Raw genomic sequence first — 18,071 nt, 5'->3', positions numbered from 1 at the left:
GCCCCAGTCCCCGCCCTTGGAGATCGCCAGCAGCAGGCACACAAGACCCGCCGCCATGCCGATCGCGCCGATCAGGTCGAACCGCCCGCCGGTGCGCACCTTGGACTCCGGTACGAGGACCAGGACGAGCAGGAGAGCGACGACACCCCCACCGGCCGAGGCCCAGAACAGCATGTGCCAGTCGAAGTTGTCGGCGATGAGCGCGGCGGCGGGCAGGCCGAGGGCGCCGCCGACGCCGAGGGAGGCGCTCATCAGGGCGGTGGCGGAGCCGAGCCGTTCGGCGGGCAGCTCGTCGCGCATGATGCTGATGCCGAGCGGGATGACGCCGGCCGACAGGCCCTGCAGCGCACGCCCGACGATCATCGGGACCAGGGACTCGCTGAGCGCGGCCGTGACCGACCCGGCCACCAGCATGACCATGCTGACCAGGAGCATGCGGCGCTTGCCGTACATGTCTCCGAGGCGGCCCATCATCGGGGTGGCGACGGCGGCGGCGAGCAGAGTGGCGGTGACGGCCCAGGCGGTGTCGGACGCCGGGGCGTTCAGGAGCGTGGGGAGCTCCGGAACGATCGGGATCACCAGGGTCTGCATCAGCGAGACCACGATCCCGCCGAAGGCCAGGACCGCCACGACGACGTTCGGCCGCGGTGGGGCGGCCGCCCCGGTCGAGGCGGTTCGGGGTTGTGCATGGGACATGGTCGAGCCCTCCGTATGGGCGGTCGGGTATGCGCGACATATCAAAATGTAAGTACGTTGATTTAGTTAAGCAAGTTAAGCCGCTGGGGGAGGGGCTCGCTTGGTGAAGATTTGGGGAGGGCGGGACACACGAGAGGACACGCGAGAAGCGGGACCCTTGTCCGGGTCCCGCTTCTTCATGCGTGAGCGCCTGTCAGCGCACGTCGTGGGTCGTCAGCAGTCGGGGATGCCCTCGATCTTCTCGCCGCCGACCAGGTACACGTTGCTGATGAACAGGCTGTCGCTGCCGCCCGGCTTCTCGACCTGCGTCCACCAGCTGCTGGTGCCCTGGCCCGGTTCGGTGACCGTGTCGCCCGGCGTCTGGCAGAGGCCGATCAGCGTTTCCTGGGACACCTTCGTCGGTGAGGGCGAGTTGACGTAGGGCTCGACGTGCAGGCGCACGTTCGTGGCCCAGACGTAGACCTCCTTGGCCTGGGCGGACGCCCCGCCGGTGTCCGCGGCGAGGGCCTGCGGGCCGGTCAGGGCCAGCGCCCCGGCGGCGGCGATCCCCGCCGCGACGGCGGCCTTGCGGCCGAGGGTTCCCTTGATGCGTGCTGCGCGTGCTGTGCGTGTCTTCATGGTGCTCATCCCCCTTCGTTTCGTTCTTCGCTCACATCCCGCATTCCGGAACGTTCGGCAGCTTGTTGTCCGGGTGGTCGACGTAGTAGCTCGCCATCCAGCCGAGCATGTCGCCGCGCTCGACGAGCACCCACCACTCGTTGCCGCCGACGACCTGTCCCTGGTTCTGGCAGACCGCCTCGAAGGGCTGGTTCGGCTGCAACTTCCCGACGACGCGCGGGCAGTTCGCGGTCGACGGGTTGTTGTCGCAGGTGGCGACGTCGTTCGGGTTGTCGCGGACGTTCACGTCCGTCGCCCAGACCGTGTACGTGGCCTGCGCCCCCGTGTCGGCGGCCGCGGCGGGCCCGGCCGTGGCGACGGATCCCGCCACGAGCGCCGCGGCGGCTGCCGCTCCGGCGAGTGCGGTACGTACCTTCATGTGCTTCTCCCCGTTGGTAGTTGGCCGTTGGCCGTTGGTCGTCGGCCGTTGCGTACCTTGCGCACGGGACACGACGGGGGAGCCTGATCCGTATGACAGGGGTGACTGTGACCTACGTCACCTCTGGCTGTGAGGGCGCTCGAAAACTAGTGGAGCAGCGCCGCTGTGCGCCATTACCGTGCTGCTGAGCCAAGTCGTCTAGGCAAGGACGTGCCGTTGTACACCCTGTGAGACCTCCCGAGAGCTGATGTGTCGCGCGTCGCGCATATGCGCCGCGCTCCTTTTTGCTGCGGACTTCTCACTGAAACCGGTGTACTTCTGTGCTCAATAGCTGGGTGGTCATGCCCACCTGCCTGCCGACCGTTCTCCGCCGTTGCCACACATGCGCGTCCGAGCGCTTCCGGGCGAACGGCAAATTCCGCGTCAACGCACACCACAAGCTCCTCGACGCCTGGCTCCTCGTGCTCTGTACCGCCTGCGGGGACACGGCGAAGCTCACGGTCCTGGAGCGGGCGAACGTGCGCTCCGTACGACCTGAGTTGCTGGACCGGATGCATGACAACGACCCTGGCCTGGCAGCCGAGCTGCTCCAGGATCCGGTCGTACGGCGCCGTAATCGCATCGCCCTCGACTGGGACGACGCCTGGCGCCTCGACACCGGCGGATCACAGCACCTGGACCGCGACGTGATCGATGTAGCGGTCCGCTTTGCGGCGAGGATCCCTGTCCGGCCGGTGCGGCTGATCGCTGAAGGCTTCGGTCTTTCCCGGGCCGAGGTCGAGAGACTGATCACGGAGGGGAGACTCGTTGCGGCAGTCCGGCTGAGCGGCAAGCTCTCCGGCGACTTCACCTTCACGCTCAAGCGCTGAGCCCTCCCCGGGCCCCGGCCCCAGGGACCAGGGGCCTGGGCCTTGGCGAGGGCGCTGGTGATCTGGACGGACGGCTGCGGAGCGCGCTGCTGTTCCAGGCGGGCGTAGTAGTCGGCGGACATGCCGACGAGCTGGGCGACCTCCTCGCGGCGCAGTCCCTGGGTGCGCCGGCATCATGCTGCGGGAGAACCTCCTCGACCCCGCCTCCCTCCCGGTCGCCGAGGACCACGTCGCGGTCAATCTGCTCGGCAGGATCCGGATGACGTACGCCTTCCTGCCCCTGCTCGCGGGCAAGGACGACGCGGTCGTCCCCGACCTACGGCGCGACGAAGGCCGCGCTGCACTCCTTCTCCGAGGGCCTGCGCGTACAGGTCGCCGACAGCGGAGTCCAGGTGATCGAGGTGATCCCGCCGGGCGTGCGCACCATTCTCCTCGGCCAGCAGGACGACGAGAACGCCATGCCGCTGGAGGACTTCCCCCCTCCCGGGGTGTGACCGGTGGGCTCGCGGGCTATGGAGTGCTGTTCTGCGCGTCCTCAAGGCCTTCGATGAAGTGGTCGAACTCGCCTGCCTGTACGCCCAGTACGAAGGCGTCCCACTAGCCACGGTGGGGTTCTTCCTCGCGCTTGAGGGTGTGGAGGAGGGCGGAGAAGGCGGCGGGGGTCGCGTCGAGTATGGCGCCGGTGGAGTCGCCGCTTTCAGTGAGGTGGATCGTTGTTGTGCCGGTAGCTATGTGTACGCATGAGTCGCCCTGTCCGCAGTAGGACGACTTCTGCCACCTGGTGTGCTTGGACATTTCGTTCCCTTCACAGGTCACGGATCGCGTTGTGGATGACGTCTCGGGACTGCTCGGGGCCGAGGCCCAGGGACTCCATACGGTTGAGGAGTACCCGGTACATCTCCAACTGGGCCTCGGCGTCGAGGAACGCGGGGCCGTGGGACTGATCGAGGTGGACCGTGTCCAGTTGGGGTACCGGACCGCTGGAGTAGAAGATCGACTGGCCCGAGCCTGGAAAAGACCCGACGGCGAACGGGAGCACCTTGAGCGTGATGTGGTCCCGTTCGCTCATGTCCAGTAGGTGCTGCAGCTGTCCCTTCGCCACGGACGAGCCGCCGAACCGCATGCGCAGAGCGGCCTCGTGGATGATCGCGAGGTAGGGGGTCGGGCTGTTCCTGAAGAGGATGGCCTGACGTTTGATGCGGAAGGACACCCGGTGCTCGATGTCCGGCGGTGAGAACTCCGGTACGACTTGACGGAACAGCTCGCGAGCGTGGTCGACGGTCTGGAGCAAGCCGGGGATATGCACCGTGATGGCGGTGCGCAGGCGTGCGGCGTGGTGCTCGACCTCGGCCAGGTCGAGCAGGCCAGCGGGGAGGAGCTCGCGGTACTCCTCCCACCAGCCGCGCGTCCGGTCGGTGGTCATCTCGCTCAGTGCCTCGACGAGTGCCGCGTTGCCGCACTTGTAGTGGCGGGCGAGGGCACGCACACGTTCAGGGCTCACGCCCACGCGCCCCGCCTCCATGTTGCTGACCTGGGTCTGCTTGATGCCCATGAGTTGACCCGCCTCGGTGGCGGTGAGGCCTGCGCGTTCTCGGAGTTTGCGCAGCTCCGCACCGAAGCGGAGCTGACGACCCGTTGGGTTGCTCCTCACGGGCTTGCCCGCCTCCTTGCTGTCAGCGTCACCCACACGGGTGGTAGTGAATGGGATCCTTGGATTCCAGTGAATGTATTCACTGGACGCCGCTACCTTATTGCTCAGGCGCCCCACCCAGAAGCACCCCGCTCGACGGAGCGGCCGCGGTCACTGGGCAACGTAACCAACCCGCACCCCCAAACCGTCCAACTTCCCTCCGAACCAGGAGACTTCCGATGGCAACCGTATCCCCGCCCTGGAGCTACACCCTCCAACTCCCGCACGATCCCCGCGCACCGGGTATCGCCCGCGCAACCCTCCGTACGGTCCTCGCCGCCCACCACCTCACCGAACTCACGCCCACCGCCGAGCTGTTGGCCTCCGAGCTCCTCACCAACGCCCACTTGCACACCAAGGGCCCGTACGGCCTCCGGATCCGCTCCACCGAATCCGACCGGCTCTACGTCGCCGTATGGGACTCCGATCCGAGACTCCCGCCCGGCTTCGGCGACGCGGCCGACGTACCACCGGAAGCCGCCCCGGAAGCCGAAAACGGCCGCGGCCTGCACCTCGTACGGGCCTGCGTCGACGCGTGGGGCGTCTCTGCGCCTCCCGAACTGGGCGGCTCCGAGGGCGGCAAGCTGTTGTGGGCCGAGTGTCAGTGCGATGTCCTACGGTGACGGCATGTATCCGGAGCGTGAAAGGGAGATGGTGTGACACAGCTTGAGGAGCGACTCAGGAGGGCCACGTGCATGCGTGTGGGCGGTGAAGCCGAGGCGGTGGAGGAGGCTGCACAGTACGGTGGATTCGACGCCGAGCGGGACATCGGACCTCCCATCGACCCCGCTCACGCAGCCGCAGACGTGGAGGGACGGAGGCAGCGAGCCATGTCGGTATCGCCGGGCGCCTCGATGTACCCGCGCCCCCGCCCGGGGAATCTGCGTGAGATCGCCGAGAAGATCCAGGACGCTACGGGTCTGCGTGTGCAGATTGTGGGAGGAAAGCTCGTGATGTCCCCTACCCCGCGTGGGAAGCATGCGGGTGTTGTGTGGCAGCTGCGTCAGCAGTTCGACGGGATTCTTCCCGAGGGGCTCGGAGCGTTCGAGATGTCCTCGATCGCCCTGCCGGAAGACCCGGACGACTACGCCACGCCGGACCTGATCGTCCTGCCCCTGGACTGGATGGACGACGATGACTGGCTGGCCGCGGCCGAGGACGCGGCGCTCGCCGTCGAGGTCATCTCCAGTTCCGAGAAGTCCCGCGAGATCAGGGACAAAGCCGACTGGTATGCCGTCGCGGGCGTGGCCGTTCTCCTGGTCGTCGACCCCCGCAAGGGAACCTGGGCCCTGCACACCCATCCGGACAACGGCGCCTATCAGGACGTGTTGCCGGGCAAGTTCGGGGAGCCGGTGCCGTTGCCCGCGCCCCTCGGATTCGAAGTCGCCACGGAGCGCTTCCCGTTGTACGGCGATTCGCCGCGTGCCGGGCAGAGGACAGGCTCGTAGGAGGCGGCCCGCCGGGGGGCGGGCACAGGGTGGCCACAGGGGATTCATAGGGGAACTCTGGTGGGTGGTGGGCCGTTACGAGCGACAGAGTTCGGGAGCCGGGCTTCGCCTGGTTCTCGATGTCCCCAACTGTCCCAAGAGTTCGCTGAGTTACTGAGTTCGCAGAGTCCCACCCCCACCTTCACGGAGGCCCGGAACCATGACCCCGAACCCACCCCGGCCGTCCCGGCGCACCCTTCTCGGCGGTGCGGCCGCCGCGCTCACGGTGGCGGCCGGCGTCGGCACGGCGAGCGCCGCTTCCGCCGCCCCGGTGAAAGCCGCGTGGCCGACCGAGTTCCCGCTCCCCGACGGTTGGCTCCCCGAGGGCATCACGATCGGCAGAAAGCCGTACGCCTACATGGGCTCGCGCGCCAACGGCGCCGTCTACCGCACCGATCTGCGCACCGGCAAGGGCGGCGTCCTCTTCGAGGGAGCCACCGGCACGGCGTCCATCGGGCTGAAGCTGGACCACGACGGCCTGCTCTACCTCGCCGGAGGCGCCGGAGGGACGGCCAGGATCGTCGACTCCCGTACCGGCAAGCTCCGGGACACCTACCAACTGACCGACAGCGCCGCCCCGTTCATCAACGACGTCATCCTGCTCGGCGACCGCGCCTGGTTCACCGACTCGCGCAACGCCGTGCTGTACGGCGTACCCCGCGGCCGTGGTGGAGAGGTCCGCAGTCTGCCGCTGGGCGGCGAGTGGGTGCAGACGCCCGATGTGAACAACGCCAACGGCATCGTCGACACTCCCGACGGCCGTGGCCTGATCGTCGTCAAGAGCACGCCGGGCGAGCTCTACCACGTGAACCTCAAGACCGGTGATGCGAAGAAGATCGCGCTGAACGGGCAGGCCGACGTCGTCAACGGTGACGGTCTCCTTCGTGTCGGCCGCACGTTGTACGTCGTGCAGAACCGGCTGAACCTCATCAGCGTGTGGGACCTCGATGCCAAGGTCACCACCGCCACTTTGAAGCGGACGATCACCGATCCCCGGTTCGATGTCCCGACCACCGCCGCCCGCTGGGGGGACCGGCTCTACCTCGTCAACGCCCGGTTCACCAGCCCGCAGACGCCGGAGACGACGTTCAACGGCGTCGCCGTTTCGCTGTAATGACCTGCGGTGAAGACCGTGGTGGGAACGGCCGTAGCCATTCCCACCACGGTTTCCGCTACTTCGCCTACTTCTCCTACTTCACCTACTTCGCGCCCGAGGCGCACAGCTGCCGGTCGATCAGGGTGACCTGAGCCTTGAACGTGGAGAGATCGGCCGCGGGGTCGCCGGTCGACTCCACGACGACGACCCGTCGGCCGTCGGCGCTGACGCCGTTCCGGGTGGTGTAGCCGGCGAGGTCACCGCCGTGGCCGTAGTACACCCCGCCGCAGGACAGCGGGACCTCCATCAGCCCGAGGCCGTAGCGTGCGCCGGCCCAGACGGGGTCCAGCTCTTCGGCCCGTACCGTCGTCTTCATCTCCGCCATCTCGGCCGGGTGCAGGAGCCTGCCGCCCAGCAGCGCCGAGTAGAAGCGGGTCAGATCGGCGGTCGTGCTGATCATGGCCCCGGCCGCCCCCGCCCCGGAGGGGTTGAAGTCGGTGACGTCGATCGTCGGGCCGGAGCCGTCGAAGTTGGAGTAGCCCTTCAGGTGCGGGCCGGGGATGTGGGGATAGGTGTCCGGGGCGAGGGTGTTGCGCATGTCCAGCGGCCGGATGATGCGTCCGGTCACCTCCCGCTGCCAGCTGCGCCCGGTGACCTTCTCGATGATCATCCCGGCGAGGGTGTAGTTGGTGTTGCTGTACGCCCACTTGGCGCCCGGCTCGAAGTCCGGCGCGTGCTTCATCGCGATGCCCACGAGCTGCTCGTCGGTCCAGGTCGTGAACCGGTCGGCCTGGAAGCCCTCCGCGCTGGTGAGGATGGGGAAGTCCTCGGTGTAGTTGAACAGTCCGCTGGTGTGGTTCAGCAGCTGCCGTACGGTGATCCTGCTGCCGTCGTTGCCGTTGCCGGACACGACTCCCGGCAGCCAGTCCTCGACGGTGTCGTCCAGCGACAGCTCGCCCTCGCCGACCAGTTGCAGCACCACCGTGGAGACGAAGGTCTTGGTGGCGCTGGCGATCCGGAACCGGTCACTGGGCCTCACGGTGTCACCGGTGGCCTTGTCGGCCACCCCGGCGGCCGCGTACCGGTGTCCGCGGGGGCCGGTCGACTGGGCCAGGACGCCCACGGTTCCGGTCTTGTGGATGGCGTTCACCTGGTTCTGGAGGGTGTCGTCGCCCGACTTCGTCGCGCCCGCGGCGGGTATGGCGAGCCCCAGTCCGGTGAGTACGGTGACGAGCGCGGTGGTCACGATGCGGGAGGTGAACCTGGTGCGGGTCTTGGTCGCCATGGGGTACGGGCTCCTCGGAAGTCGGCGATGACACCGCCCTGTGCGGTGCGATCACCAACGTAGGAAAACTACCCACGGCCGACGATCAAGCCAGCAGCCCAGTCCGTAGTACAGCCTGCTGTACCACCGGTCGGCCACACGCCCTTTGACGCTCCATCAAGTGATGCCTCGTCAGGCACTGCGGCGTACGTCCTCGAGATAGCGGAGGACCGCGGCGACCCGCCGGTCCACCTGGTCGGTGGGGGACAGGTCGAGCTTGGCGAAGATGTTGCGGATGTGCTTGTGGACGGCGCCGTCCGTGACGACGAGCCGTTCGGCGATGGCGGAGTTGCCCAGGCCCTCGGCCATCAGGGCGAGTACGTCGCGCTCGCGAGGGCTGAGCCGTTCCAGGCGGCTGTCGTCGCGGCTGCGGGCGAAGAGCTGCGCGACGACCTCGGGGTCGATGGCGGTACCGCCTGCCACCACGCGCCGCAGTGCGTCCAGGAACTCCTCGACCCGGCCGACCCGCTCCTTGAGGAGGTAGCCGAGGCCGGTGACACCGCCGGTGAGCAGTTCGGTGGCGAAGCTCTGCTCGACGTACGCGGACAGGACGAGCACGGCCAGGTCGGGCCGGCGGCGCCTGGCCTCTACGGCCGCGACGATGCCCTCGTCCGTGTGGGTCGGGGGCATCCGGACGTCGAGGATGGCGACATCCGGCTTGTGTTCGTCGATGGCGGCGAGGATGCCGTCGGGCGTGCCGGCGGTGGCCACCACGTCGAGCGATTCCGCACGCAGCAGCAGGGCGAGCCCTTCGCGCAGCAGTGGGTCGTCCTCGGCGATCACGATCCGCATGGGAGATCCACCTCGAGTGTCGTGGGCCCGCCGGGCGGGCTGGTCAGGGTGAGGGTGCCGTCGTGGGCGGCGATCCGGCGGCGCATGCCGGTGAGTCCGGAGCCGCCGTCCTCGTCCGCGCCGCCCCTGCCGTCGTCGGTGATGTGCAGGTGCAGTCGGCCGTCGTGGCTGCGGACGGAGACGGTGGCGTGCCGGGCGCGGCTGTGCTTGGCGATGTTGGTCAGGGCTTCGGCCACCACGAAGTAGGCGGTCGCCTCGACGGAGACCGCGCACCTCGCGGGTGTCTCGACGTCGACGCGGCAGGACACCGGGCAGTCCGCGGCCAGTCCGTTGAGCGCGCCTTCGAGGCCGCGGTCGTCCAGTACGGGCGGCAGGATGCTCCGGGACACCGAGCGCAGTTCGGCCAGCGCCCCCTCGGCGGCGCTCTGGGCGCGTTCGAGGAGTTCGTCGGCTCCGGCCGGGTCGCGGGCCACCATGCGGCGGGCGGCGCCGAGCAGGACGGTGACGTTGACCAGCCGGTTCTGGGTGCCGTCGTGCAACGACCGCTCGATGCGGCGGAGTTCGGTCGCGTGGGCGTCGAGGGCGGCCGCCCGGGTGGCGGTGAGCTCCGCGACCCGCAGGGACAGGTCCGCGTCGGGGCCCGCCGACAGCAGCCGCCGTCCCGGCCGCGCCTGGAGCCGTGCCATGCCCGGGGTGAGCCCCACGATGATCGCGATCCAGGCCAGGCCCAGCAGGGCCACCGCGATGGCGCCCGGCCAGGACTGCGCGGTCGCGTTCCCAGCCGGCCAGGTGTCAGCCGTGCCCTTCGGGATCAGCTGCCAGTACAGCGGGTAGAGGAAGTCGCGCACCGCGAAGAGCGGCAGCACGAAGCCGAGCAGGCCGAGGAGCAGCCCCAGGGTCGCGTGCGTGGCCAGCCAGCGCAGCTCCCGCCGGGTGGTGGGGTCGACAAGGGCCGCGCGCAGCTGAGTCGGTGCGGGTCCCGGGCCGATCAGCTCGGGGCCCCAGCGGGTGAGCCGGTCGCGTTCACGGTCGGCGACGGCGTGCAGGGCGCGCAGCGCGACGGGTGCCATCAGCAGTCCCACTCCGGCCACTGAAGCCACGGCGGTGACGGCCACCAGGACCAGCACGCCCAGCGCCAGCAGGGCGCTGCCGAGTCCGCCGACGAGTTGTCCGAGCGCGGCGAGGGCGGCGCCGGCGGACCGTGCAGCGAGGTCCCGGATACGGGTCTCCCGGGCTTCGTTAGGTGTTTCCGGGGCGCCGCTACGGGTTTTCGGGCCGCCACCCGATGCGTACCGCTGGCTCGACATGCACTCCTCCTCGGGCAATGACCCTAAGGCGCCGAACAGTTGGCCGTCAGCTCAAGCGGCGAGGAAGTCGGGGAGGTCCGGAGGAGGTGCAGGCGGGGCAGGGAGGTACAGCCGGGGCCGGGAGGTACAGCCTGCTGTACCTCGAACCGGGCGGCAGGCGGGCTCGGCCGCGAGGGGGCGCGATTCATAGCGTCGGTGACGACAGCGGAACAGGCCGCAAGCCTCCGCGGCCACCAGGAAAAGGAGCCCGAAAATGACCGACCCCTACCGCCTCACCACCGCCTCCGGGACGTACGCCGACCCGTCCGCCAAGCCGTCCGTCGACCACAACGCCGAGACCATCGGCGGGCCGCTCCCCGTCGGCGAGCCGCTCCGCGTCGTCACCGGGTCCGGAGTCGTGCGCACCCTCCTCTGGGTGCTGCTGGTGATCAGCGCGATCGGCAACATGGTGGCCTCGTACGCCGCTGCCGGGACGGCGGTCCACCTCGCCTTCGGCGCCGTTACCGCGGTCTGCCTGACCGCACTGGTCGCTCAGCGCCTGCGGGGTCGTCGATGAGCAAGCTCCTCAGGGGAGTTGAGGCCCACGCGGCGGGCACCCCGGACCACACCCCCGCCATCGCGCTTGCGCACCTCAGCAAGACGTATCCCGGAGGGGTACGCGCCCTCGACGACGTGTCCCTGACCGTCGAACGCGGCACCTTCCTCGCCGTGATGGGGCCCTCGGGGTCCGGCAAGAGCACGCTGATGCACTGTGCCGCCGGACTGGACGCCCCGACCGCGGGCAGCGTCCGCATCGACGGGCACGAGATCGCGGGCCTGAACGAGACCCGCCGGACCGAACTGCGGCGCGAGCGCATCGGTTTCGTGTTCCAGTCCTACAACCTGGTGCCTTCGCTCAGCGTCGCGGACAACATCACGTTGCCGCTGCGGCTCGCGGAACGGGCCCCGGACAAGGAGTGGCTGCGGATCCTGATCGAGCGGGTCGGGCTTGGCGACCGGCTGACGCACCGGCCCGCCGAACTCTCCGGCGGGCAGCAGCAACGGGCCGCGATCGTACGGGCGTTGGCGGCCCGGCCCGCCGTCGTGTTCGCCGACGAGCCGACCGGCGCGCTCGATCTGCGCAGCGCCCACGAGGTCCTGAACCTGCTGCGTGACCTCGTCGACGAGCTGCGCCAGACGGTGGTGATGGTCACCCATGACCCGGCCGCCGCGGCTCAGGCGCACCAGGCGCTGGTCATGGCCGACGGCCGGGTCGTGGACACCCTGGACGCGCCCACGGCACCCGAGCTGGCCGGCCGGCTCGTCGCACTGGGAGAGGGCTGAGGGGCCATGTGGTACTTCGCGGTGCGGATGGCCCGGCATCGGGTCGCCGCTTTGGTGGCGGTGGCGTGCGCGGTGCTCGGGGGTGCGGTGCTCGTCACCGGTACCGGAGTACTGGCCGAGTCCGGCCTGCGGTCACAGTTGCCGGCCGGGCGGCTCGCCGGGGCGGACGTCGTGGTGTCGGCGGATCAGACCTTCCGGCCGAGTGGGGACCTGCCGATCGCGTTGCCGGAGCGGGGGACGGTTCCGGCGCGGCTCGTCGACCGGCTGGGCGAGCTGCCCGGGGTCACCGGCGTGGTCGGCGACGTCGGCTTCCCCGCGGCCCTCGTCGACGCGGACGGCAGGGTCGTACCGGGCGAGGATCCCAGGACGGCCGGGCACGGCTGGTCCTCCACCGGGCTGCTGCAGGACGCCCCTGTCGACGGCAGGAAGCCGGGCGATTCCCGTGAGGTCGCCGTGGACCGCGACATGGCCGCCGCCGCGGGTGTCACGGCGGGCGACCGGGTCGAGGTTGCCGCAGCCGGCCGGGACGCCGCCGAGTACCGCGTCTCCGGGGTCGTCGACGCGCCCGGAGCCGGAGTCTTCTTCGCCGACGCGACGGCCGAGCGGCTGGCCGGGCGCGACAGCGGAGCCCGCGCCGGGACCGTCGACCTGATCGGACTGCGTACCGAAACCGGCGCCACCGACTCCGTCGCCGCGGCCGTCCGCGATGAACTGCGCGACACCGACCTGGTGGTGGCCACCGGCGAAGACCGGGGAGACCTCGCGGCGCCCGACGCCGTGGCCTCGCGCTCACTCCTCATCCTGCTCGCGGGCTCGCTCGCCGGGATCGTCGTGCTGATCACCGGGTTCGTCATGGCCGGCGCGCTGGGCGTGTCGATCGCCGGGCAGCGCCGCGAGCTGGCCCTGATGCGGGCCGTCGGCGCCACCCCGAAGCAGATCCGCCGGCTTGCCGCCGCCCAGGCCACGGTGATCGCGGCCGTGGCGCTGGTGCCCGGGGCCGTCCTCGGCTATCTGCTGGCCGGACAGTTCCGGCAACAGCTCGTCGAACGCGGCGTGCTCCCGGACGCCCTGCCCCTGACGTTCAGCCCGCTGCCCGCGCTGGCCACCGCCCTCCTGCTGGCCGTCGCCGTCCAGGTGTCGGCGAGGGGCGCCGCCTGGCGTACGTCGCGACTGCCGGCCACGGAGGCCGTCGCCGAGTCGCGCAGCGAACCCCGTGAGCCGTCCCGCATCCGGACCCGTGCCGGACTGCTGCTCATCCTCGCCGCCACGACCCTCTCGGTCGTACCGCTGCTGTCGAGGACCGTCCTCGGCGCGGCCGCGACCTCCATGGCCGGCGTCATCGGCGCGATCGGCCTCGCGATGACGGGCCCCGCCCTGGTCCGGCGCACCGGCGACACTCTGGCACGGCGGCTGCGGCCGGGCGTCGCCGCGCCGACGTGGCTGGCCGTGTCCAACGTCCGCGGTTACGCCCTGCGCATCGCGGGCGTCGTCAGCACCCTCGCCATGGCGGTCGTGTTCGTCCTGACGTACACCCTCGCCCAGACGACCGTGATGACGGCCACCTCGCACGACGTCCGCACCGGCACCCTCGCCCAGCAACGCCTAAGCGCACCGGCCCTCGGCGCACTGCCCGAGGACACGCTCGACGCGGTACGGAAGACCTCCGGCGTACGGGCGGCAGCCCCCGTCGGCAGCACGACCGTGATCTGGCCCTACAAGCTCCTCGGCGAGGACGAGGTCGAATCCTCCTCCGCGATGATCCTCACTCCGGACGCGTGGAGCGTCCTGGACCTGAACGTACGGTTCGGCAGCCTGGCCGGGCTCAGCGGCGACACTGTCGCGGTCAGCAGCGATGTCGCCCGCTCCCGCGGCGCCGGACTGGGCGAGCGGGTCGGCCTGATCCTCGGCGACGGCACCCGCGTGAAGGCCGAGGTCGTCGCCGTCTACGACCGCGGACTCGGCTTCGGCCCGGTCGCGCTCTCCCGGGACCTCGCGGCGGGCCACACCACGACGGGCCCCGACGAGAGCATCCTCGTCCGCACGGACGGTACGGCGACGGCACAGCGCCAGCTCACGGCGCTCACCGGGTCCCGGCCGGGCCTGACGGTGGAGCCCACGGACACGGGAACGGGCGGCAGCCTGAACGATGCCCCGCCCGAGGTATGGGTCAACCTGGCCACCATCGTCGTACTCCTCGGCTACCTCCTCCTCAGCATCGCCAACAAGCTCGTCGCCACCACCGCCCAACGCCGCGGCGAGATCGCCACCCTGCGCCTGAACGGCACGACGCCCCGTCAGATCCGCGCGATGATGCGCCGCGAGGCCGCGGTGATCGGCGTCGCCGCCCTCACCGCGGGCCTCGTCCTGGCCGCGATCCCCCTCACCCTGCTGGGCATCGGCTTCCTCGACCGCCCCTGGCCCGCGGGCCCGGTCTGGCTGCTGCCCGCCACAGCGCTCACGATCATCAGCCTGGCCTTCGTCACCATCGAGCTGCCCACCCGACGGGCGCTGCGCACGGCCCCGGTGGACGCGCTCGCCGACCGTGGGTGACGGCTGACCCCGCCTGCCTCGTGATGCGAGTTCTTCCGCAAAGGCAACCACACACCCTCATCACGACTCTCACAGGTTGCTCACAGGCTTGATCATGACTCTCGCAGACGAGGAACACATGACCAGACAGCAGCACCGCAACCGCCCGAAGCGTGCGGCGTTAGCCGCGGGATTCGCGCTCACCACCGTCGTCGCCGGGGCGGGAGCCGCCCCCGGGGCCGGGGCGGCGGAGGCGGGAACGGCGGGCAAGCCGAAGCTCAAGCTGATCGCCGCGACGGACTCGTTGACGCTCGATCGCTGGGAGGAGGAGGGCGGGGTCACGCTGGACCTCGGCACGTACGTCACGGTCGACGGCGCGCCGCTGGAGTTCAAGGTGACCCGGAAGTCGTACAAGGATCCCGTCGTCGCCCAGCAGATCATTCACGAGGGAACCAAGACGAAGGCCAAGAAACTGCCCGCCGGGCTGGTGAAGGACTTCGCCGGTCTGCCCGGCTTCCTGGAGGTGTCGGTCAAGAACGCGGCCGGCGAGGAAGTGTCGAAGACGGAGCAGGCCTTCTGCCCGAACAACGCCTCCGGGCGGATCCGGCCGGACGCCCCGGCCACGTCGAAGTATCCGCAGGGCTGCTCCACCAACCCGTTCACGCTGGGCTCGGTGTGGGGCGTCGAGAAGGGCTGGGCGTCCAACACCACCTCGTGGTACGGATCGCAGGTGGACCTGCCGGCGGGCGAGTACACGGCGAACGTGGCGGTGGCCAAGAAGTACCGCGACCTGTTCGGTATCCCCGATGACCGGCCGACCATCAAGCTGACGGTACGTGAGAACAGCTTCCCGGATGGCGAGGGAGTGGCCGCCTCGCGGTCCTCGGCCCACTCCGGAGGGCACCAGGCCGCCGGGCACGACGCGGACGCCTCCCCCCACCAGGGTCCCGGCGGCGCCGACGAGCCGGCCCCGCCCGCCGTGTCGCACGCGCTGGAGGACCGCGGCGTGGCGCCCCGACCGGGCGACGGACCCGGCTACACCGACGGCTCGCCCATCGCGCCCGAGTCCGCGCCCGCGTCCGCGGCGAAGCCCCACGCCGAGCGGCCCACCGGCCGGGCGGGTGTCGCGGCGAACGTGCCCAAGCCGGACCTGCGTTCGCTGCCCGCCTGGGGCATCGAAGTCACCGACGGCGAGGAGGGTGACGACGGTGACCACGGTGGCGTAGCGGGCAAGGACTACCTCGCCTTCAGCGCCAACGTCTGGAACGCCGGCCCCGCCCCGCTCGTCGTGGACGGCTTCCGCAGCCCCGGCAAGAACCTGATGGACGCGTACCAGTACTTCTACGACGCCGACGGCAAGGAGGTCGGATACGCGCCCACCGGCACCATGGAGTGGGACGAGCGGGACGGGCACGACCACTGGCACTTCACGGACTTCGCGAGCTACCGGCTGCTGAGCGAGGACCAGACCAAGGAAGTACGCAGCGGCAAGGAGGCCTTCTGCCTGGCCAACACCGACGCGATCGACTACACGGTGAAGAACGCCAACTGGCACCCGGAGAACACCGATCTGTCGACCGCCTGCGGTGGGAAGGACGCGATCTCCGTCCGCGAGGTCCTCGACGTCGGCTCCGGCGACACGTACGGCCAGTACCTTCCGGGCCAGTCCTTCGACATCACCGACCTGGCGAACGGCACGTACTACATCCAGGTCATCGCCAACCCGGAGAAGCGCCTCCAGGAGACGAACACCGGCAACAACGTCGCGCTGCGCAAGGTGATCATCGGCGGTGAGCCGGGCGCCCGCACGGTGACCGTGCCGCCGCACGACCTGATCGACGCCCCGTAGGACCCGTAGGACCCGCAGGAGACGACGGTGTCCCTGGGGCCCGCCCCCGGTATGTACCGCGGTGCGGGTCTCAGGGGCACCGGGCATTGTGCCTACCCTGGATATGTGGCTCGGTCCAACGACGAGGTCGCCGCGCTGCTCTCCGAGTACGCGGATCTGATCTCGATCACTGGCGGAGACGCGTACAGGGTGCGTGTCTACGAGAAGGCTGCCCGTGCCGTCGGCGGTTACCACGCCGAGGTGTCCAGCCTCGACGTCAAGGGCCTTCAGGAGATCCCCAACGTCGGCAAGTCGATCGCCGAGAAGATCGTCGAGTACTTCCGCAGCGGCAGCGTGTCCGCGGTCGAGGAGCTGCGGGCGAAGATCCCCGCCGGGGTCCGGCGGCTGACGGCCATCCCCACGCTCGGCCCGAAGAAGGCCTGCGTCCTGTACGAGGAGCTGGGCATCTCCTCCGTCGAGGAACTGGCCGACGCCATCCACGAGGAACGGCTGCGCGACCTGAAGGGCTTCGGGCCGAAGACGGAGGAGAACATCCTTCACGGCATCGAACTCCTCCAGTCCTCCGGAGACCGCGTCCTGCTCGACGTCGCCATGGACCTCGCCGACGACATCGTCGCCGAACTGTCCCGGGTGACCGGCTGCCGGCGGTGCACGTACGCCGGGTCGCTGCGCCGCTTCCGCGAGACGATCGGCGACATCGACGTGCTCGCCGCGGCCGGGAGGTCGGCGCCGCTGATGCGGGCGTTCACCGAGCTGCCGTACGTCTCGGAAGTCATCGCGCACGGCGAGAAGAAGACGTCGATCCGCACCACCAAGGGTCTGTCCGTCGACCTGCGCGTCGTACCGCCGGACTCGTGGGGCGCGGCCCTGCAGTACTTCACGGGGAGCAAGGCGCACAACATCCGCACCCGGGAACTGGCCGTGCACCAGGGGCTGAAGCTGTCCGAGTACGGGCTGTTCGACGCCGAGAGCGGGGAGAAGATCGTCTCCGAGACCGAGGAGGAGGTGTACGCCCGGCTCGGGCTGCCGTGGATCCCGCCGACGCTGCGCGAGGACCGCGGCGAGATCGAGGCGGGGCTGCGTGGCGAGCTGCCCGGCCTGGTGACGGAGGCGGACATCCGTGGTGACCTGCACACGCACACCGACCTCACCGACGGGCTTGCCCCGCTGGAGGAGATGGTGGCGGCGGCCGCCGAGCGCGGCTACGCCTATTACGCGATCACCGATCACGGGCCCAACCTGTATATGCAGCGGATGACCGACGAACGGATGCTGGCCCAGCGGGAGCGCGTGCGGGAGCTCGACGGCTCCTATGGCGGCAGGCACGGCAAGGGCATGCGGCTGTTGCACGGTGCGGAGCTGAACATCGGCCCCGACGGTGACGTCGACTGGCCGGAGGAGTTCCTGGCCGGGTTCGATCTGTGCGTCGCCTCCGTGCACTCGCACTTCAACCAGGGGCGTGAGGCGCTGACCCGTCGGCTCGTACGGGCCTGTGAGAACCCGTACGTCAACATCATCGGCCACCCGACGACCCGGATCATCGGCAAGCGGCCGGGTGTCGACGCCGACCTCGACGCGGTCTTCGCGGCCTGCGCGCGTACCGGCACGGCCCTGGAGGTCAACGCCCACCCCGACCGGCTCGACCTGCGTGACGAGGACATTCTGCGGGCGAAGCGGCACGGGGTGAAGTTCGCCGTCGACAGCGATGCGCACGCCGCGCTTCATCTGGCGAACATGCGTTATGGCGTGGGCACGGCTCAGCGTGGGTGGCTTACCAAGGATGACGTGGTCAATTGTTGGTCGGAGGGGCGGTTGCGGCGTTTCCTGCGGGTTGCCTCCGGCGGTTGAGCGGGTCGGGTTCGTTGTTGGGTGCGGGTGTGTGGGTGGCTGGTCGCGCAGTTCCCCGCGCCCCTGGGTGGGTGGTGGGTGCGGGGTCGTGGGCCGGTGCGTCAGCCCGTCGCTGGGTGGGCATACGGCCCTTCGGCTCAACAGGGCGCAGGTGGCCTGAGAACGAACCTACGCGACGGGCATACGACGCACCGACCCACGACCCCTCCCGCCGGTGGGCAAGTG

At 70.0% G+C, this 18,071-nt stretch carries 17 protein-coding genes and 2 pseudogenes; 10 read left to right on the top strand and 9 right to left on the bottom strand.

The window, feature by feature from the left end:
* The 3 genes from G5C60_RS40210 to G5C60_RS40200 form a co-directional block, all read right to left on the bottom strand.
* On the bottom strand, window positions 1-696 hold a 696-nt coding region (locus G5C60_RS40210; RefSeq protein ID WP_165267287.1), incomplete at its 3' end, for an MFS transporter.
* 213 nt (window positions 697-909) lie between these two features.
* Window positions 910-1,314 (bottom strand): peptidase M23, encoded by a 405-nt coding sequence (locus G5C60_RS40205; protein WP_165267285.1) that lies wholly within the window; start codon window positions 1,312-1,314, stop codon window positions 910-912.
* 31 nt (window positions 1,315-1,345) lie between these two features.
* Window positions 1,346-1,732: a hypothetical protein gene (locus G5C60_RS40200; protein WP_165267283.1), complete on the bottom strand. Its 387-nt coding sequence runs from the start codon at window positions 1,730-1,732 to the stop codon at window positions 1,346-1,348.
* A gap of 320 nt (window positions 1,733-2,052) precedes the next feature.
* On the opposite strand from G5C60_RS40200, the gene G5C60_RS40195 reads away from it, so the two are divergent.
* On the top strand, window positions 2,053-2,601 hold the full coding sequence (locus G5C60_RS40195) for a DUF1062 domain-containing protein (RefSeq protein WP_165267281.1): 549 nt from the start codon (window positions 2,053-2,055) through the stop codon (window positions 2,599-2,601).
* A gap of 38 nt (window positions 2,602-2,639) precedes the next feature.
* Here G5C60_RS40195 and G5C60_RS40190 read toward each other — a convergent pair.
* Window positions 2,640-2,771, bottom strand: a pseudogene (locus G5C60_RS40190) (helix-turn-helix domain-containing protein); the annotation flags it as partial.
* A gap of 168 nt (window positions 2,772-2,939) precedes the next feature.
* On the opposite strand from G5C60_RS40190, the pseudogene G5C60_RS53825 reads away from it, so the two are divergent.
* Window positions 2,940-2,990: pseudogene (locus tag G5C60_RS53825) on the top strand (hypothetical protein); the annotation flags it as partial.
* Between the two features lie 208 nt (window positions 2,991-3,198).
* Here G5C60_RS53825 and G5C60_RS40180 read toward each other — a convergent pair.
* Together G5C60_RS40180 and G5C60_RS40175 are read right to left on the bottom strand one after the other, a co-directional pair.
* Window positions 3,199-3,396, bottom strand: coding sequence for a DUF397 domain-containing protein (locus G5C60_RS40180; RefSeq protein ID WP_165267279.1), 198 nt, complete (start codon window positions 3,394-3,396; stop codon window positions 3,199-3,201).
* A gap of 10 nt (window positions 3,397-3,406) precedes the next feature.
* Complete coding sequence (locus G5C60_RS40175) at window positions 3,407-4,252, bottom strand: Scr1 family TA system antitoxin-like transcriptional regulator (RefSeq protein WP_165267277.1); 846 nt, start codon at window positions 4,250-4,252, stop codon at window positions 3,407-3,409.
* Window positions 4,253-4,470: 218 nt separating this feature from the next.
* Between G5C60_RS40175 and G5C60_RS40170 the strand changes: the two genes are divergently transcribed.
* The 3 genes from G5C60_RS40170 to G5C60_RS40160 all read left to right on the top strand — a co-directional run bounded on the left by G5C60_RS40170 (window position 4,471) and on the right by G5C60_RS40160 (window position 6,892).
* Window positions 4,471-4,914 carry an ATP-binding protein gene (locus tag G5C60_RS40170; RefSeq protein ID WP_165267275.1) on the top strand — a complete coding sequence of 148 codons (444 nt, stop codon included), beginning with the start codon at window positions 4,471-4,473 and terminating at the stop codon, window positions 4,912-4,914.
* A gap of 207 nt (window positions 4,915-5,121) precedes the next feature.
* Window positions 5,122-5,739 carry a Uma2 family endonuclease gene (locus tag G5C60_RS40165; protein WP_165267274.1) on the top strand — a complete coding sequence of 206 codons (618 nt, stop codon included), beginning with the start codon at window positions 5,122-5,124 and terminating at the stop codon, window positions 5,737-5,739.
* A 199-nt stretch (window positions 5,740-5,938) separates the two neighbouring features.
* Window positions 5,939-6,892: an SMP-30/gluconolactonase/LRE family protein gene (locus tag G5C60_RS40160; RefSeq protein ID WP_165267272.1), complete on the top strand. Its 954-nt coding sequence runs from the start codon at window positions 5,939-5,941 to the stop codon at window positions 6,890-6,892.
* A gap of 85 nt (window positions 6,893-6,977) precedes the next feature.
* On the opposite strand, the gene G5C60_RS40155 is transcribed toward G5C60_RS40160, so the two are convergent.
* The 3 genes from G5C60_RS40155 to G5C60_RS40145 all read right to left on the bottom strand — a co-directional run bounded on the left by G5C60_RS40155 (window position 6,978) and on the right by G5C60_RS40145 (window position 10,297).
* Window positions 6,978-8,159 (bottom strand): serine hydrolase domain-containing protein, encoded by a 1,182-nt coding sequence (locus tag G5C60_RS40155; RefSeq protein ID WP_165267270.1) that lies wholly within the window; start codon window positions 8,157-8,159, stop codon window positions 6,978-6,980.
* A gap of 171 nt (window positions 8,160-8,330) precedes the next feature.
* Window positions 8,331-8,990, bottom strand: a complete 660-nt coding sequence (locus G5C60_RS40150) for a response regulator transcription factor (protein ID WP_165267268.1) — start codon at window positions 8,988-8,990, stop codon at window positions 8,331-8,333.
* On the bottom strand, window positions 8,978-10,297 hold the full coding sequence (locus G5C60_RS40145; protein WP_165267266.1) for a sensor histidine kinase: 1,320 nt from the start codon (window positions 10,295-10,297) through the stop codon (window positions 8,978-8,980). Before G5C60_RS40145 ends, G5C60_RS40150 begins: the two co-directional genes overlap by 13 nt.
* A gap of 253 nt (window positions 10,298-10,550) precedes the next feature.
* On the opposite strand from G5C60_RS40145, the gene G5C60_RS40140 reads away from it, so the two are divergent.
* The 5 genes from G5C60_RS40140 to polX all read left to right on the top strand — a co-directional run bounded on the left by G5C60_RS40140 (window position 10,551) and on the right by polX (window position 17,846).
* Window positions 10,551-10,853, top strand: coding sequence for a hypothetical protein (locus tag G5C60_RS40140; protein WP_165267258.1), 303 nt, complete (start codon window positions 10,551-10,553; stop codon window positions 10,851-10,853).
* The gene (locus G5C60_RS40135) at window positions 10,850-11,620 is read left to right on the top strand and encodes an ABC transporter ATP-binding protein (RefSeq protein ID WP_165267264.1); all 771 of its coding nucleotides are present in this window, start codon (window positions 10,850-10,852) and stop codon (window positions 11,618-11,620) included. Before G5C60_RS40140 ends, G5C60_RS40135 begins: the two co-directional genes overlap by 4 nt.
* Window positions 11,621-11,626: 6 nt before the next feature.
* Window positions 11,627-14,170, top strand: a complete 2,544-nt coding sequence (locus G5C60_RS40130) for an ABC transporter permease (RefSeq protein WP_165267262.1) — start codon at window positions 11,627-11,629, stop codon at window positions 14,168-14,170.
* 94 nt (window positions 14,171-14,264) lie between these two features.
* Entirely contained in the window at window positions 14,265-15,998 is a 1,734-nt protein-coding gene (locus G5C60_RS40125; protein WP_241267420.1) for a lysyl oxidase family protein, read from the top strand.
* Window positions 15,999-16,103: 105 nt separating this feature from the next.
* Window positions 16,104-17,846: a DNA polymerase/3'-5' exonuclease PolX gene (gene polX / locus G5C60_RS40120; RefSeq protein ID WP_165267260.1), complete on the top strand. Its 1,743-nt coding sequence runs from the start codon at window positions 16,104-16,106 to the stop codon at window positions 17,844-17,846.
* The last annotated feature ends 225 nt before the right edge of the window (window positions 17,847-18,071 follow it).

Source organism: Streptomyces scabichelini, assembly GCF_011045015.1.
GTDB classification, from domain to species: Bacteria; Actinomycetota; Actinomycetes; order Streptomycetales; family Streptomycetaceae; genus Streptomyces; species Streptomyces scabichelini.
The sequence above is the reverse complement of the archived record's forward strand: the minus strand, read 5'-3'. Positions and strand labels throughout refer to the sequence as shown.

Coding starts and splice junctions, on each gene's coding strand:
- G5C60_RS40205 (WP_165267285.1), bottom strand. CDS start 1,314: ATGAAGACACGCACAGCACGCGCAGCACGCATCAAGGGAACCCTCGGC.
- G5C60_RS40200 (WP_165267283.1), bottom strand. CDS start 1,732: ATGAAGGTACGTACCGCACTCGCCGGAGCGGCAGCCGCCGCGGCGCTC.
- G5C60_RS40180 (WP_165267279.1), bottom strand. CDS start 3,396: ATGTCCAAGCACACCAGGTGGCAGAAGTCGTCCTACTGCGGACAGGGC.
- G5C60_RS40170 (WP_165267275.1), top strand. CDS start 4,471: ATGGCAACCGTATCCCCGCCCTGGAGCTACACCCTCCAACTCCCGCAC.
- G5C60_RS40165 (WP_165267274.1), top strand. CDS start 5,122: ATGTCGGTATCGCCGGGCGCCTCGATGTACCCGCGCCCCCGCCCGGGG.
- G5C60_RS40160 (WP_165267272.1), top strand. CDS start 5,939: ATGACCCCGAACCCACCCCGGCCGTCCCGGCGCACCCTTCTCGGCGGT.
- G5C60_RS40155 (WP_165267270.1), bottom strand. CDS start 8,159: ATGGCGACCAAGACCCGCACCAGGTTCACCTCCCGCATCGTGACCACC.
- G5C60_RS40150 (WP_165267268.1), bottom strand. CDS start 8,990: ATGCGGATCGTGATCGCCGAGGACGACCCACTGCTGCGCGAAGGGCTC.
- G5C60_RS40145 (WP_165267266.1), bottom strand. CDS start 10,297: ATGTCGAGCCAGCGGTACGCATCGGGTGGCGGCCCGAAAACCCGTAGC.
- G5C60_RS40140 (WP_165267258.1), top strand. CDS start 10,551: ATGACCGACCCCTACCGCCTCACCACCGCCTCCGGGACGTACGCCGAC.
- G5C60_RS40135 (WP_165267264.1), top strand. CDS start 10,850: ATGAGCAAGCTCCTCAGGGGAGTTGAGGCCCACGCGGCGGGCACCCCG.
- G5C60_RS40130 (WP_165267262.1), top strand. CDS start 11,627: ATGTGGTACTTCGCGGTGCGGATGGCCCGGCATCGGGTCGCCGCTTTG.
- G5C60_RS40125 (WP_241267420.1), top strand. CDS start 14,265: ATGACTCTCGCAGACGAGGAACACATGACCAGACAGCAGCACCGCAAC.